10 protein-coding genes and 4 tRNA genes are annotated in these 16,326 nt (G+C 59.6%); all 14 read right to left on the bottom strand.

What is annotated here, in order from left to right:
* Positions 1 to 116: 116 nt before the first annotated feature.
* Positions 117 to 1,964 (bottom strand): DNA helicase RecQ, encoded by a 1,848-nt coding sequence (gene recQ, locus FVF58_RS27495; RefSeq protein ID WP_149672970.1) that lies wholly within the window; start codon positions 1,962 to 1,964, stop codon positions 117 to 119.
* Positions 1,965 to 2,165: 201 nt separating this feature from the next.
* Positions 2,166 to 6,404 carry a DNA-directed RNA polymerase subunit beta' gene (rpoC, locus tag FVF58_RS27490; protein WP_149672969.1) on the bottom strand — a complete coding sequence of 1,413 codons (4,239 nt, stop codon included), beginning with the start codon at positions 6,402 to 6,404 and terminating at the stop codon, positions 2,166 to 2,168.
* 21 nt (positions 6,405 to 6,425) lie between these two features.
* Positions 6,426 to 10,532: a DNA-directed RNA polymerase subunit beta gene (gene rpoB / locus FVF58_RS27485; protein ID WP_149672968.1), complete on the bottom strand. Its 4,107-nt coding sequence runs from the start codon at positions 10,530 to 10,532 to the stop codon at positions 6,426 to 6,428.
* A gap of 367 nt (positions 10,533 to 10,899) precedes the next feature.
* Positions 10,900 to 11,274 (bottom strand): 50S ribosomal protein L7/L12, encoded by a 375-nt coding sequence (gene rplL / locus FVF58_RS27480; RefSeq protein WP_149672967.1) that lies wholly within the window; start codon positions 11,272 to 11,274, stop codon positions 10,900 to 10,902.
* A 63-nt stretch (positions 11,275 to 11,337) separates the two neighbouring features.
* Positions 11,338 to 11,841 (bottom strand): 50S ribosomal protein L10, encoded by a 504-nt coding sequence (gene rplJ, locus FVF58_RS27475; protein WP_149672966.1) that lies wholly within the window; start codon positions 11,839 to 11,841, stop codon positions 11,338 to 11,340.
* 300 nt (positions 11,842 to 12,141) lie between these two features.
* Positions 12,142 to 12,840, bottom strand: a complete 699-nt coding sequence (rplA, locus tag FVF58_RS27470) for a 50S ribosomal protein L1 (protein ID WP_149672965.1) — start codon at positions 12,838 to 12,840, stop codon at positions 12,142 to 12,144.
* Entirely contained in the window at positions 12,841 to 13,272 is a 432-nt protein-coding gene (rplK, locus tag FVF58_RS27465; RefSeq protein ID WP_007180146.1) for a 50S ribosomal protein L11, read from the bottom strand.
* A gap of 164 nt (positions 13,273 to 13,436) precedes the next feature.
* Positions 13,437 to 13,994 carry a transcription termination/antitermination protein NusG gene (gene nusG, locus FVF58_RS27460; protein WP_007180147.1) on the bottom strand — a complete coding sequence of 186 codons (558 nt, stop codon included), beginning with the start codon at positions 13,992 to 13,994 and terminating at the stop codon, positions 13,437 to 13,439.
* 1 nt (position 13,995) lies between these two features.
* Positions 13,996 to 14,376, bottom strand: a complete 381-nt coding sequence (secE, locus tag FVF58_RS27455; RefSeq protein ID WP_149672964.1) for a preprotein translocase subunit SecE — start codon at positions 14,374 to 14,376, stop codon at positions 13,996 to 13,998.
* 36 nt (positions 14,377 to 14,412) lie between these two features.
* A tRNA-Trp gene (locus tag FVF58_RS27450) sits at positions 14,413 to 14,488 on the bottom strand.
* A gap of 66 nt (positions 14,489 to 14,554) precedes the next feature.
* The gene (gene tuf, locus FVF58_RS27445) at positions 14,555 to 15,745 is read right to left on the bottom strand and encodes an elongation factor Tu (RefSeq protein ID WP_149672963.1); all 1,191 of its coding nucleotides are present in this window, start codon (positions 15,743 to 15,745) and stop codon (positions 14,555 to 14,557) included.
* Between the two features lie 63 nt (positions 15,746 to 15,808).
* Positions 15,809 to 15,883, bottom strand: a tRNA-Thr gene (locus FVF58_RS27440).
* 16 nt (positions 15,884 to 15,899) lie between these two features.
* Positions 15,900 to 15,973, bottom strand: a tRNA-Gly gene (locus tag FVF58_RS27435).
* A gap of 40 nt (positions 15,974 to 16,013) precedes the next feature.
* A tRNA-Tyr gene (locus FVF58_RS27430) sits at positions 16,014 to 16,099 on the bottom strand.
* Positions 16,100 to 16,326: the final 227 nt, after the last annotated feature.

The raw sequence follows: 16,326 nt of genomic DNA, 5'->3' as shown, positions 1-16,326 counted from the left end.
CACTCGCATGCATTCCAAGAACCGGAACCTAGCATAATATTCCGAAAATGCTAAGGGAGTCAACAGCTTGCGATGTTTCGCACCCCTGCCGACCTTCCCCGGCACTTCCGGAATGCTCAGTCCGCAGCGACCACTTCCAGCAATTCGTCGCCGAAACGGTCGAGTTTACGGGCGCCCATGCCCGGAATGCCGCGCAAATCCTCAATGGAATCGGGGCCATTGCGGGCAATTTCCGCCAGCGTCGCATCGTGGAAGATGACGTAGGCCGGCACGCCGTCGCTCTTCGCCGTTTCGGTGCGCCAGGCACGCAGACGCTCCCAGCGGGCCCGTTCGCGTGGCCCCATACCGATTGTCGGATCAGCGCGCTCGCTGGTGCGGCCGGACGATTGCCGGGTGCGGGTCGGCTTCACGTAGCGGCGCATCGTCACGTTCTGCTCGCCTTTGAGCACCGGCTTGCTCGCTTCGGTCAGCACGAGTGAGCCAAAGCCTTCGTGGTCGACCGTCAAATAGCCGAACGCCACCAACTGGCGAAACACCGCGCGCCACTCCGGCTCTCCGAGCGTCGCGCCGATGCCGAACGTGGTCAGCTTCTCGTGACCGCGCTGCATGATCTTCTCACTGCGATTGCCGCGCAGAATGTCGATCAGATGGCCGGCGCCGAAGTTGAAACCGCTTGCCCGCTGCGCGCGGAACACACAGGACAGCGCCATTTGAGCCTCGCGCGTCGCGTCCCAGGTTGCCGGCGGTTCGAGACAGTTGTCGCAGTTGCCGCACGGCTTGCTGGGTTCGCCGAAATAGCCGAGCAGCCGAACGCGCCGGCAAGTCGCTGCCTCGCACAGGCCGAGCAGCGCGTCGAGTTTGCTGGTCTGGACGCGCTTATGGGCGTCGTCGGCATCGGACTCGTCGATCATCTTGCGCTGCTGCACGACGTCGCCGAGACCGTAGGCCATCCATGCGTTCGCCGGCATGCCGTCGCGGCCGGCACGGCCGGTTTCCTGGTAGTAGCCTTCGACGCTCTTCGGCAAGTCGAGGTGAGCGACAAAGCGCACGTCGGGTTTGTCGATGCCCATGCCGAACGCGATGGTCGCGCACATCACGATGCCCTCTTCGCGCTGGAACATCTCCTGATGTTTCTGGCGAATCTCGAACTCCATGCCGGCGTGATACGGCAGCGCGCGCATCCCCTTTTCTTTAAGCCACTCCGCGGTTTCTTCCACCTTGCGGCGCGACAGGCAATAGACGACACCGGCGTCGGTGGTGCCGTCCGGCCGCGAATGCTCGGCGCGAATGAAGTCCAGCAACTGCGCGCGCGCATTGTCCTTTTCGGCGATGCGATAGCGGATGTTCGGCCGGTCGAAGCTCGACACGAAGATTCGTGCGTCATCAAGCGCCAGGCGATGGATGATTTCGTCGCGCGTGATCGCGTCCGCGGTAGCGGTAAGTGCGATGCGCGGCACGTTCGGAAAGCGCTCATGCAGCACCGACAGTTGAATATATTCGGGCCGGAAATCGTGCCCCCATTGCGACACGCAATGCGCCTCGTCGATCGCGAACAAGCCGATGCGCGTGCGCTCCAGCAACTCCTGGAAACGCGGCGTCATCAGACGTTCCGGCGCCACATAAAGCAGGTCGATCTCGCCCTCGCGCAGCGCCCGCTCGGTGGCCATCGCCTCCGCGCTCGACAGCGTGGAGTTCAGATACGCCGCGCGCACGCCGACTTCGGTGAGCGCGGCCACCTGATCCTGCATCAGCGCGATCAGCGGCGACACGACGATGCCGGTGCCGAAGCCCCCTTCGCGCCGCACCAGTGACGGAATCTGATAGCACAACGACTTGCCGCCGCCCGTCGGCATCAGCACGAGGCAATCGCCGCCGCCGGCGACGTGCTCGACAATTTCGCCCTGCTGCCCTCGGAATGCGGGATAGCCGAAGACTTCGTTGAGGATCTGGAGCGGACGGGACATGAATTTGAGAGAAGCAGCCAAAAGCCGGTGACACGAATTTTACCAACGCATTCGTGCTGCGCCCGCGCTTTACGACAACGTTAGCCATCCGGCCTAAGAATCCGCAAAGTCGCGCAAGAAAGAGGCGCATAAAAAAAGCCGCTCAGTCGAAACTGAGCGGCTTCGCTGGCTAGCGCCCCAAGCGGCTTGCGCCGCCGGGACTTACTCGCCTGAGTGCTGCTGTTCGGCGGCCGGGGTTTCCGGCGTACCGAATTCGAACGACTCTTCCGCTGCGATCTGATCGAAACGCTCGCGGTCGGACAGTTCCTTGCTCTTGCGTGCCTTGTGGAACGCGAGACCCGTACCGGCCGGAATCAGACGGCCGACAATCACGTTTTCCTTCAGACCACGCAGGTCATCGCGCTTGCCCATGATCGCCGCTTCGGTCAACACGCGGGTCGTTTCCTGGAACGACGCCGCGGAGATGAACGAATCGGTCGACAGCGACGCCTTCGTGATACCGAGCAACACGTTTTCGTACGTTGCCGGACGCTTGTCTTCCGCGATCATACGGTCGTTTTCGTCGAGCATATCCGACCGCTCGACCTGTTCGCCCGGGATGAAACGCGTATCGCCGTTGTCCGTAATCTGCACGCGGCGCAGCATCTGACGAACAATCACTTCGATGTGCTTGTCGTTGATCTTCACGCCTTGCAGACGGTACACGTCCTGCACTTCGTCCACGATGTAACGCGACAGCGCTTCGACGCCCTGCAAACGCAGGATGTCGTGCGGATCCGCCGGCCCGTCGACGATCATTTCGCCCTTGTTGACGACTTGACCATCGTGCACCAGAACCTGCTTTTCCTTCGCGATCAGGAACTCGTGCTGGTTGCCCTCGAGGTCCGTGATAACGAGACGCTGCTTGCCCTTCGTGTCCTTACCGAACGACGTCGTACCCGTGACTTCCGCCAGGATACCTGCGTCCTTCGGCGAACGTGCTTCGAACAGTTCCGCCACACGCGGCAGACCGCCGGTAATGTCACGCGTCTTCTGCGATTCAGTCGGGATACGTGCGAGCACTTCACCGACCTGCACTTGCTGACCGTCCTTCACGGTGATCAGAGCCCCGACCTGGAAGCCGATCTGCACCGAATGCTCGGTGTTCGGGATCTTGACTTCTTCGCCGTTCGCATCGAGCAGCTTGACCTGCGGACGCACCGTCTTCGAAGCTTGCGAACCGCGACGCTTCACGTCGATCACGACCAGCGTCGACAGACCGGTCACATCGTCGATCTGCTTCGCCACGGTCACGCCTTCCTCGACGTTTTCGAACTTCACCGTGCCACCGTATTCGGTGATGATCGGACGCGTCATCGGATCCCACGTCGCCAGTTGCGTGCCGGCCTTGATCTGCGCGCCGTCCAGTTGCAACAGCGTCGCGCCGTACGGCACCTTGTGACGTTCGCGCTCGCGGCCGTGGTCGTCGGTGATCATCGCTTCGCCCGACCGCGAGATGACGATCTGCTCGCCCTTCGCGTTGGTGACGTAACGCATGGTCGCCGTGAAACGCACCGTACCGTTCGACTTAGCTTCAACCGACGAAGCCACTGCCGCACGCGACGCCGCACCACCGATGTGGAACGTACGCATCGTGAGCTGCGTGCCCGGTTCACCGATCGACTGAGCAGCGATCACACCGACTGCCTCACCGACGTTCACCAGCGAGCCACGGCCCAGGTCGCGGCCATAGCAGGCTGCGCACAGACCGTAACGCGTTTCGCACGTGAGCGGCGTACGCACGCGCACTTCGTCGATGCCGAGGCGTTCGATTTCTTCGACCGCGTCTTCGTCGAGCAAGGAGCCCGATTCGTACAGCGTTTCCTGCGATTCCGGATTAACGACGTCAGCCACCGCCACGCGACCGAGAATACGGTCACGCAGAGCTTCGACGACTTCACCGCCTTCGACCAACGCCTTCATGGCGACGCCGTTGGACGTACCGCAATCGTCCTCGACCACCACCAGATCCTGCGTCACGTCGACCAGACGTCGCGTCAGGTAACCCGAGTTCGCCGTCTTCAGTGCCGTATCAGCCAGACCCTTACGTGCACCGTGGGTCGAGATGAAGTACTGCAACACGTTCAGGCCTTCGCGGAAGTTCGCCGTAATCGGCGTCTCGATGATCGAGCCGTCCGGCTTCGCCATCAGGCCACGCATACCGGCCAGCTGACGAATCTGAACCGCGGAACCACGCGCACCCGAGTCCGCCATCATGTAAATCGAGTTGAACGATTCCTGACGCGTTTCGTTGCCGTCGCGGTCCGTTACCGGTTCCGTCGAGAGCTGCTCCATCATCGCCTTGCCGACCGCTTCCGACGTCGCCGACCAGATGTCAACCACGTTGTTGTAGCGTTCCTGCGCGGTGACGAGACCGGACATGTACTGACGGTCGTATTCCTTCACCTTCTTCGCGGCGTCGCCGACGATGACTTCCTTCTGCGGCGGCACGAGCATGTCGTCCACGCAGATCGAGATGCCAGCGCGCGTTGCCAGACGGAAGCCCGATTGCATCAACTGGTCGGCGAAAATCACCGTTTCGCGCAGACCGCACTTGCGGAATGCGGTGTTGATCAGACGCGAGATTTCCTTCTTCTTCAGCGGCTTGTTCAGCACCGAGAACGGCAGGCCCGGCGGCAGAATTTCCGACAGGATTGCGCGGCCGACGGTCGTCGCGTACAGGGTGATCTTCGGCACGAATGCCGGCGCACCTTCCGACGTGTCTTCGTTGTGGACCATTTCGGTGATCCGCACGTTGACGCGCGAGGCGAGCTCGACTTCCTTGTTCTCGTAGGCTCGCAGCGCTTCCGAAACGCCCGTGAACGTCAGGCCTTCGCCCTTGCCGTTCACTGCCTCGCGGGTCGCATAGTACAAACCGAGCACGATATCCTGCGACGGCACGATCGACGGATCGCCGTTGGCCGGGAACAGCACGTTGTTCGACGCCAGCATCAGCGTGCGCGCTTCCATCTGCGCTTCCAGCGACAGCGGCACGTGAACAGCCATCTGGTCACCGTCGAAGTCGGCGTTGAACGCCGCGCAAACGAGCGGGTGCAGCTGGATCGCCTTACCTTCGATCAGCACCGGCTCGAAAGCCTGAATGCCAAGACGGTGCAGCGTCGGCGCACGGTTCAGCATGACCGGATGCTCGCGGATCACCTCTTCGAGGATGTCCCACACCACCGGCGTCTGGTTCTCGACTTCCTTCTTCGCAGCCTTGATGGTGGTAGCCACACCCATCACTTCCAGCTTGTTGAAGATGAACGGTTTGAACAGTTCGAGCGCCATCAGCTTCGGCAGACCGCACTGATGCAGCTTGAGCGTCGGGCCGACCACGATCACCGAACGGCCCGAGTAGTCCACGCGCTTACCCAACAGGTTCTGACGGAAACGACCGCCCTTACCCTTGATCATGTCAGCGAGCGACTTCAGCGGACGCTTGTTCGCACCGGTCATCGCCTTACCGCGACGGCCGTTATCGAGCAGCGAATCGACGGCTTCCTGCAGCATCCGCTTTTCGTTGCGGACGATAATTTCAGGCGCCTTCAGTTCGAGCAGACGCTTCAACCGGTTGTTACGGTTGATCACGCGGCGATACAGGTCGTTCAGGTCCGACGTCGCGAAGCGGCCGCCATCCAGCGGCACGAGCGGACGCAGTTCCGGCGGCAGCACCGGCAGCACTTCGAGCACCATCCAGTCGGGCTTGATGCCCGAGCGTTGGAAAGCCTCGAGCACCTTCAGGCGCTTCGCGTACTTCTTGATCTTCGCTTCCGAGCCCGTGTTCTTGAGTTCGGTGCGCAGCATCTCGACCTGTTCGTCGATGTTGATCGCGCGCAGCAGCTCGCGAACGCCTTCCGCGCCCATCTCGGCACGGAATTCGTCACCGTACTCTTCGACCTTGTTGTAGTAATCCTCTTCGGTCATGATCTGCCGCGCTTTCAGCGGCGTCATGCCCGGATCGATCACCACATATGCTTCGAAGTACAGCACGCGTTCGATGTCGCGCAGCGTCATGTCGAGCACCATGCCCAGACGCGACGGCAGCGACTTCAGGAACCAGATGTGCGCAACCGGCGAGGCCAGTTCGATGTGGCCCATCCGTTCGCGACGCACCTTCGCCAGCGTCACTTCGACCCCGCACTTCTCGCAGATCACGCCACGGTGCTTCAGGCGCTTGTACTTGCCGCAAAGGCATTCGTAGTCCTTGATCGGACCAAAAATCTTCGCGCAGAACAGGCCATCGCGTTCCGGCTTGAACGTCCGGTAGTTGATGGTTTCCGGCTTCTTCACTTCACCGAAAGACCACGAACGGATCTTGTCCGGCGAGGCCAGACCGATCTTGATCGCGTCAAAAACTTCAGGTTGTTGGACTTGCTTGAATAGATCGAGCAAAGCTTTCATCGCTTCTCTCCAGTAGTCCGATTAGTTGCGGTCGAGGTCGATGTCGATACCCAGCGAGCGGATTTCCTTCACCAACACGTTGAAGGATTCCGGCATGCCTGCATCGATCACGTGATCGCCCTTGACTAGGTTCTCGTACACCTTGGTCCGGCCCGTCACGTCGTCCGACTTCACCGTCAGCATTTCCTGCAGCACGTACGATGCGCCGTACGCTTCGAGCGCCCACACTTCCATTTCACCGAAACGCTGGCCACCGAACTGCGCCTTACCGCCCAACGGCTGCTGCGTCACGAGCGAGTACGGGCCCGTAGAACGCGCGTGCATCTTGTCGTCGACCAGGTGGTGCAGCTTCAGGTAGTGCATGTAGCCGACCGTCACCGTACGTTCGAACATCTCGCCCGTGCGGCCGTCGTACAGACGCACCTGATTCTTCGACGGCGTCATGCCGAGGTTCTTCGCGATGTCGTCCGGGAATGCCAGATCCAGCGCGCGCGACATTTCTTCTTCCGTCGCACCGTCGAACACCGGCGTGGCGAACGGCACGCCTTCGCGCAGGTTCTTCGCCAGTTCGACGATTTCGTCGTCAGTGAAGCTGTCCAGCTCTTCGGCACGGCCCGACTCGTTGTAGATCTTCGTCAGGAATTCGCGCAGTTCTTCGATCTTCGCCTGACGCTGCAGCATTTCGCCGATACGCCAGCCCAGACCCTTCGCGGCCCAACCCAGATGCACTTCGAGAACCTGACCCACGTTCATCCGCGACGGCACGCCGAGCGGGTTCAGAACGACGTCAGCCGGACGGCCATCGGCCATATACGGCATGTCTTCGATCGGAACGATCTTCGACACCACACCCTTGTTACCGTGACGGCCAGCCATCTTGTCGCCAGGTTGCAGACGGCGCTTGACTGCCAGATACACCTTGACCATCTTCAGCACGCCCGGCGGCAGTTCGTCGCCCTGCGTGAGCTTCTTGCGCTTTTCTTCGAACGCCAGATCGAACTGGTGACGCTTCTCTTCGATCGAGTTCTTGATCGCTTCGAGCTGTGCCGCTGCTTCTTCGTCCGCGAGGCGGATGTCGAACCAGTGGTAGTGGTCCAGATCTTCCAGGTAAGCCTGTTCGATCTTCGTACCCTTCGCGAGCTTCTTCGGACCGCCGTTCGCGACCTTGCCGTCGAGCATACGTGCGAGACGCTGGAACGCGTCGCCTTCCACGATGCGCAGCTGGTCGTTCAGGTCGAGGCGATAGCGCTTCAGTTCATCGTCGATGATCTGTTGCGCGCGCTTGTCGCGCTGAATGCCTTCACGCGTGAACACTTGCACGTCGATGACCGTGCCGCTCATGCCCGAGGGCACGCGCAGCGACGTGTCCTTCACGTCCGAGGCCTTCTCGCCGAAGATCGCGCGCAGCAGCTTTTCTTCCGGCGTGAGCTGGGTTTCGCCCTTCGGCGTGACCTTGCCCACGAGCACGTCGCCCGCTTCGACTTCCGCGCCGATGTACACGATGCCCGACTCGTCGAGACGGCCGAGCTGTACTTCCGCGAGATTCGAAATGTCGCGCGTGATTTCTTCCGGTCCGAGCTTCGTGTCACGAGCCACGACGTTCAGTTCTTCGATGTGGATCGACGTGTAGCGGTCGTCAGCAACTACCTTCTCCGAGATCAAAATCGAGTCTTCGAAGTTGTAGCCGTTCCACGGCATGAACGCGATCAGCATGTTCTGGCCGAGCGCGAGTTCGCCCAGATCGGTCGATGCGCCGTCAGCCAGCACGTCGCCGCGCGCAACCTTGTCGCCCATCTTCACGATCGGACGCTGGTTGATGTTCGTGTTCTGGTTCGAGCGCGTGTACTTGATCAGGTTGTAGATGTCGACACCGACTTCGCCCGCAACCGCTTCGTCGTCGTTCACGCGAATCACGATACGGCCTGCGTCCACGTAATCCACGACACCGCCGCGGAACGCCTGAACCGTCGTACCCGAGTCGACCGCCACCGTGCGCTCGATACCCGTACCGACCACGGCCTTTTCAGGGCGCAGACACGGCACAGCCTGACGCTGCATGTTCGAACCCATCAACGCGCGGTTCGCGTCATCGTGCTCGAGGAACGGAATCAGCGAGGCAGCCACCGACACGATCTGCGACGGCGCCACGTCCATGTACTGGATGCGGTCCGGCGTGACCATCAGCGTTTCGCCAGCTTCACGCGACGACACCAGTTCGTCGGTCAGCGAGCCGTCGGCAGCGACCGCCGCGTTCGCCTGAGCGATCACGTAACGACCTTCTTCGATCGCCGACAGGTAGTCGATCTGATCGGTCACCTTGCTGTCCACGACCTTGCGATACGGCGTTTCGAGGAAGCCGTATTCGTTCAGGTGCGCGTACAGTGCGAGCGAGTTGATCAGGCCGATGTTCGGACCTTCCGGCGTTTCAATCGGGCACACACGACCGTAGTGAGTCGGGTGCACGTCGCGGACTTCAAAGCCGGCGCGCTCACGCGTCAAACCGCCCGGGCCAAGTGCCGACACGCGGCGCTTGTGGGTGATTTCCGACAGCGGGTTCGTTTGGTCCATGAACTGCGACAGCTGCGACGAACCGAAGAACTCGCGAATCGCCGACGAAATCGGCTTCGAGTTGATCAGGTCGTGCGGCATCAGGTTTTCGCTTTCGGCCTGGCCGAGGCGTTCCTTCACAGCACGTTCGACACGCACGAGACCGGCGCGGAACTGGTTTTCCGCCAGTTCGCCGACGCAACGCACACGGCGATTGCCCAAGTGGTCGATATCGTCCACTTCGCCCTTGCCGTTACGCAGTTCGACCAGAATCTTGATCGTTGCGAGGATGTCGTCGTCTTGCAGCGTCATCGGTCCGACGATCTCGTCGCGACCCACGCGACGATTGAACTTCATACGACCCACCTTGGACAGGTCGTATGCGTCTTCGCTGTAGAACAGACGGTTGAACAGCGCCTCGACCGCTTCTTCGGTCGGCGGTTCGCCCGGACGCATCATGCGGTAGATCGCGATGCGAGCGGCCATCTTGTCCGCGGTTTCGTCGATACGCAGCGTCGACGAGATGTACGGACCTTGATCCAGATCGTTCGTGTAGAGCGTCTGGATGTCTTTGATCTTCGCTTCGCGCAGCTTCTCGAGGACGGTTTCGGTGATTTCGTCGTTCGCGTTGGCAATGACTTCACCGGTGTCGCCGTCGACGACGTTCTTCGCCAGCACGCGGCCGAGCAAATAGTCTTCCGGGACTGAGATGAACTTGGTTTTCGCGTTGTCGAGGTCGCGAATGTGCTTCGCGTTGATCCGCTTGTCCTTCTGGACGATCACGTTGCCATCACGGTCCGTGATGTCGAAACGCGCGACTTCACCACGCAGACGCTCCGGCACGAATTCCATCTGTGCGCCTTCCGGCATCAGCGTGAAATTGTCGAACACGAAGAAGTTTGCGAGGATCTGTTCCGGCGTGAGGCCGATTGCCTTCAGCAGAATCGTGACCGGCATCTTGCGGCGACGGTCGACGCGGAAGTACAGCACGTCCTTCGGGTCGAACTCGAAGTCGAGCCACGAACCGCGGTAAGGAATGATACGTGCCGAGAACAGCAGCTTGCCCGAGCTGTGCGTCTTGCCCTTGTCGTGCTCGAAGAACACGCCCGGCGAACGGTGCAGCTGCGAAACGATCACACGTTCAGTGCCGTTGATGACGAACGAACCGGTCGGCGTCATGAGCGGAATTTCGCCCATGTACACTTCCTGTTCCTTCACTTCCTTGACGACCGGCTTGCTCGGCGATTCCTTGTCGAGCAGCACCAGACGCACTTTCGCGCGCAGCGCCGAGCAGTACGTCAAACCACGCTGCTGACATTCCTTGATGTTGAATGCCGGCGGCGACAGCATGTAGCTGACGAACTCTAGACGAGCGAACCCGTTATGCGAAACAATCGGGAAAACGGAGGTAAACGCAGCTTGCAGGCCTTCCGGCTTACGTTGCGTAGACGACGTGTCTGCTTGCAGAAACGTGCTGAATGATTCAAGCTGGGTAGCCAGCAGGAAAGGTACTTGGTGAACGATGGGGCGCTTCGCAAAACTCTTGCGAATACGCTTCTTCTCGGTGAAGGAATATTGCATACGATCTCCGAATCACGGCGGGCATTGTTGTCGAGGCAGGATACCTAGATGAGACAACCCGAGTGTTCACCGACTGAGACCCGATGGCCGTCCGATGGCTTGAACGAGCCTAGAAGCTTGGTGGTTGGCCTCTACCAACCGCTGGCTGACGGCAGCGGATGCCTGTGTTGCCCGCTACCCGACCAAACTTGCCTTCTGCAGTCGCTTCAGAAGACAAAGAGAAACGCCGGTCAATGTTGCCGATGGCGGTTTTCTTTGGCTTCTGGGAGTCGTTTTTGCCGAAACAGCCCGGCATAAACGCGGCTCCCACAAAGCACAAAAAGGCCGGCGGTGCAAAACCGCCAGCCTTCGCACAGCGCGCTGAAACTTACTTGATTTCAGCCTTCGCGCCGGCTTCTTCCAGCTTCTTCTTGGCTTCTTCAGCAGCAGCCTTCGGTACCGCTTCCTTAACAGGCTTCGGTGCACCGTCGACCAGGTCCTTCGCTTCCTTCAGGCCGAGACCCGTCAGTTCACGAACAGCCTTAATGACCGAAACCTTGTTCGCGCCGACTTCCGTCAGGTTGACCGTGAATTCGGTTTGCTCTTCAGCAGCAGCGGCAGCGCCGCCGCCTGCCGGGCCTGCCACTGCAACAGCAGCTGCCGACACGCCAAACTTTTCTTCGAACGCCTTAACCAGCTCGTTCAGTTCCAGAACCGACATCGAGCCTACGGCTTCGAGGATGTCTTCTTTTGCGATTGCCATTTGAAATACTCCTAAATTGAATTCGGATACAGCTAGCGATCAATTACGCTCGGCTGAAGAACGTTAAGCAGCGGACTCTTCGCCCTGCTTCTTTTCCGCCAGCGCGGCCAAAGCGCGCGCAAAGCCGGAAACAGGAGCTTGCATAACGAACAACAGCTTGGAGAGCAGTTCCTCGCGGCTCGGGATGTTGGCCAGCGCTTGCACGCCTGCCTTGTCCATCACGTTGCCTTCGTAGGAGCCAGCCTTGATGACCAACTTGTCATTGCTCTTGCTGAAGTCATTGACGACCTTAGCAGCAGCAATTGCATCTTCCGAGATGCCGTAGATCAGGGGGCCAGTCATCTGCTCTGCCAGCGGAGCGAACGGGGTACCTTCGACAGCGCGGCGCGCCAGCGTGTTCTTCAACACGCGAAGGTAAACCTGTTGCTCACGCGCTTTCGCGCGCAGCTTGGTCAGATCGCCAACCGTGATCCCACGATACTCAGCCAGAACCACGGTCTGGGCTTTCGCGACTTGCGCGGCAACCTCAGCGACGACGGCCTGCTTGCTTTCTTTGTTGAGTGGCACGGTTAACCTCCAGATTCGATACACGCAGCGTGCGCCTTGTGTACCGCGTTCAATAACGGCGTCCGACCAGTCAGGAGTATTTCGACCGTCCGAGGCCCACATCACTGCGGACATCCAACGGTTTCATCACTACAAAACCTTTTCGGGTTCGCCATCTGCGTTGGCTTTACATTAAGGACTCGCCTACCTGCTGCGTGCCCGCCAACGGTCTTTGACAACCGGTTGCGCGATCCAAACTGCCACCTCGCAACCGCCCAAAGCCCATAAAACCGCCCCGACGCTCGTCGAGGCGATGAATTTTTACTGTGCTGCGATCGATGCCTGGTCGACGCGAACGCCAACACCCATCGTGCTCGACACCGCAACTTTGCGCAGGTAGACACCCTTGCTCGTTGCCGGCTTTGCCTTTTGCAGCGCTTCGACGAGAGCGTTCAGGTTGCTACGCAGAGCCGTCGGCTCGAACGAAGCACGGCCGATGGTCGCGTGGATGATACCGGCCTTGTCGACACGGAATTGCACCTGACCAGCCTTGGCGTTCTTCACTGCAGTCGCGACGTCCGGCGTAACCGTGCCGACCTTCGGGTTCGGCATCAGGCCGCGCGGGCCGAGGATCTGACCCAGCGTACCGACTACGCGCATTGTGTCCGGCGAAGCAATCACGATGTCGAAGTCCAGCTTGCCAGCCTTGACCTGCTCAGCCAGGTCTTCCATACCGACGACTTCTGCGCCAGCTGCGCGAGCTTGCTCGGCCTTTTCGCCTTGCGCGAACACTGCGACGCGGACCGACTTGCCGGTACCAGCCGGCAGCACGACCGAGCCACGAACTACTTGGTCCGACTTCTTCGCGTCGATGCCGAGTTGCACTGCGACGTCGATCGATTCGTCAAACTTCGCGCTTGCGCATTCCTTCACGAGCGACAGAGCGTCATCGATCGGGTACAGCTTCTGACGATCAACTTTGGCTGCAAATGCTTGCAGACGCTTCGAAAGCTTAGCCATTTACACGCCCTCCACGGTGATGCCCATCGAGCGGGCACTACCAGCAATCGTACGAACCGCTGCGTCCAGATCAGCTGCCGTCAGATCGGGCATCTTGGTCTTGGCGATGTCTTCAGCTTGAGCGCGGGTGATCTTGCCGACCTTGTCGGTATGCGGCTTGCTCGAACCCTTGTCGATCTTCGCTGCCTTCTTGATCAGGACCGTAGCCGGCGGCGTCTTCAGGACAAACGTGAAGCTCTTGTCAGCAAACGCGGTGATCACGACTGGAATCGGCAGACCCGGTTCCAGTGCTTGAGTCTGCGCGTTGAACGCCTTGCAGAACTCCATGATGTTCAGGCCGCGCTGGCCCAGCGCCGGACCGACCGGCGGCGACGGGTTGGCTTTACCTGCAGGAATCTGCAGCTTGATAAAGCCGATGATTTTCTTTGCCATGTGGAAAACCTCTTTGGAACGTCACACGGGTACATGCGAACGCTCAGTGAGTAGTAGCGCGCGTTCGCCGGAAATTGGTTACTGACGCTCCTCAACGGCCATTACGCGGACCGTAAGCGCGAAATACGGAACGCACCAGTTGGTGCGCCCCGTAGAATTTTGGATTACAACTTTTCGACTTGGCCGAATTCCAGTTCGACCGGCGTTGCGCGGCCGAAAATTGTAACGGAAACACGGACGCGCGACTTTTCGTAATTCACTTCTTCGACGCTGCCATTGAAATCCGTGAATGGACCGTCCTTCACCCGCACCATCTCGCCTACTTCAAACAGGGTCTTCGGGCGCGGCTTCTCCACGCCTTCCTGCATTTGCGACATGATTTTCTCGACTTCCCGCGGGGAAATCGGGCTCGGGCGATTACGTGCACCGCCAACGAAGCCCGTCACCTTGGCCGTGTTCTTCACGAGATGCCACGTTTCGTCCGTCATTTCCATTTCCACAAGCACGTAGCCTGGGAAAAAGCGACGTTCGGTCACCGATTTATGACCGCCTTTTACCTCGACCACTTCTTCAGTCGGAACGAGGATTTGACCAAACTGATCTTGCATGCCAGCACGCTCGATGCGCTCCTGAAGCGCACGTTGCACGCTCTTCTCCATGCCGGAGTAGGCGTGCACCACGTACCAACGTTTGCCGCTCGGGGATGCCGGAGTATCGCTCATATCATTTCCAACCCAGAATCGCCGAGAAAATCGCCCATTCGATGGATTTATCACTAACCCACAGAAAGATCGCCATAACAAACACGAAGCCGAACACTACGAGCGTGGTCTGGGTAGCCTCTTTGCGAGTAGGCCAAACAACCTTACGGACTTCTTTGTACGAGTCTTTGGCGAAAGCGATGAAACCCTTGCCAGGCGCAGAGAGAAGACCGACTGCAACACCCGCGATTGCACCAACAGCCAAGGCAGCTCCGCGGATGTACCATTCCTGGCCATTGAGCCAGAAGAACCCCACAAACCCGGCCAAGACCAACAATACGCCTGCAACGAGTATCAACTTGTCGCCGGATGTATTTACAGTTTCGACGGAAGGATTCGCCATAACACCTTAACGAAGCGCCACATACGACGCAAGAGTTGGCAGGGGCAGAGGGAATCGAACCCCCAACCTTCGGTTTTGGAGACCGACGCTCTGCCAGTTGAGCTATGCCCCTAAACCATTTAGGGTTGACGACACACCGCCAACCCCGAAACTACCGATTAACGAGAACTATCTGGCGTTACTCGAGAATCTTGGCAACCACACCTGCGCCGACCGTACGGCCGCCTTCGCGGATTGCGAAACGCAGACCTTCTTCCATCGCGATCGGGTTAATCAGCTTCACCGTGATCGACACGTTGTCGCCCGGCATGACCATTTCCTTGTCCTTCGGCAACTCGATCGAGCCCGTCACGTCCGTCGTACGGAAGTAGAACTGCGGACGATAGTTGTTGAAGAACGGCGTGTGACGGCCACCTTCGTCCTTGCTCAGCACGTACACTTCAGCCGTGAAGTGCGTGTGCGGGTTGATCGAACCCGGCTTCGCCAGAACCTGGCCACGCTCCACGTCTTCACGCTTCGTGCCGCGCAACAGGATACCGACGTTGTCGCCTGCCTGACCCTGGTCGAGCAGCTTGCGGAACATTTCCACGCCCGTGCAGGTCGTCTTCACCGTCGGCTTGATACCGACGATTTCGATTTCTTCGCCGACCTTGACGACGCCGCGCTCAACGCGACCCGTCACCACCGTGCCACGACCCGAGATCGAGAACACGTCTTCCACCGGCATCAGGAACGTACCGTCCACGGCGCGCTCCGGCGTCGGGATGTACGTGTCCAGCGCGTCGGCCAGGTTCATGATCGCCACTTCGCCCAGCTCGCCCTTGTCGCCTTCCAGCGCCAGCTTGGCCGAACCCTTGATGATGGGCGTGTCGTCGCCCGGGAAGTCGTACTTCGACAGAAGTTCGCGAACTTCCATCTCGACCAGCTCCAGCAGCTCGGCGTCGTCCACCATGTCGCACTTGTTCAGGAACACGATGATGTACGGAACGCCAACCTGGCGCGCCAGCAGGATGTGCTCACGCGTTTGCGGCATCGGGCCGTCTGCTGCCGAGCACACCAGGATCGCGCCGTCCATCTGCGCCGCGCCCGTGATCATGTTCTTCACATAGTCAGCGTGGCCCGGGCAGTCGACGTGTGCGTAGTGGCGGTTCGCCGTTTCGTACTCGACGTGTGCCGTGTTGATCGTGATACCACGCGCCTTTTCTTCCGGCGCCGCGTCGATCTGGTCGTATGCCTTCGCTTCGCCGCCAAACTTCTGCGTCAGAACCGTCGTGATCGCTGCCGTCAGCGTGGTCTTGCCGTGGTCAACGTGACCGATCGTGCCGACGTTCACGTGCGGCTTGGTCCGCTCAAACTTACCCTTGGCCATTTTCGACTCCTAAGAGGATTTTTCCGTACGTTGCGCCGGGCGCAAACAATCACCGAGTACTTCTGGTGCCCATGGGCAGGATCGAACTGCCGACCTCTCCCTTACCAAGGGAGTGCTCTACCACTGAGCCACATGGGCGCTACTTCTGCGTTGCTGGAGCGGGTGAAGGGAATCGAACCCTCGTCGTAAGCTTGGAAGGCTTCTGCTCTACCATTGAGCTACACCCGCAAGAATTCATGGATTCCCAACAACTGCTACAACTTATATATGGTGGAGGAGGTTGGATTCGAACCAACGTAGGCGTAAGCCAACAGATTTACAGTCTGCCCCCTTTAGCCACTCGGGCACCCCTCCGTAGAGAACTGATGATTATGGGGGAACAACCGCTTGTTGTCAAGACTTGCTTGACCGTCCCAAACCCAAGGTTCTCACTTATATAGTGATCTCAGCACTTCCGTAAACGCAGAAACCCCACCTTTTGGGGGTGGGGTTTCTGTTCACTGCTGGGGAGCCTGACGATTACCTACTTTCACACGGGCAATCCGCACTATCATCGGCGTAGAGTCGTTTCACGGTCCTGT

The organism is Paraburkholderia panacisoli (assembly GCF_008369935.1).
GTDB lineage: Bacteria > Pseudomonadota > Gammaproteobacteria > Burkholderiales > Burkholderiaceae > Paraburkholderia > Paraburkholderia panacisoli.
This window is presented reverse-complemented; position numbering and strand designations above follow the sequence as displayed.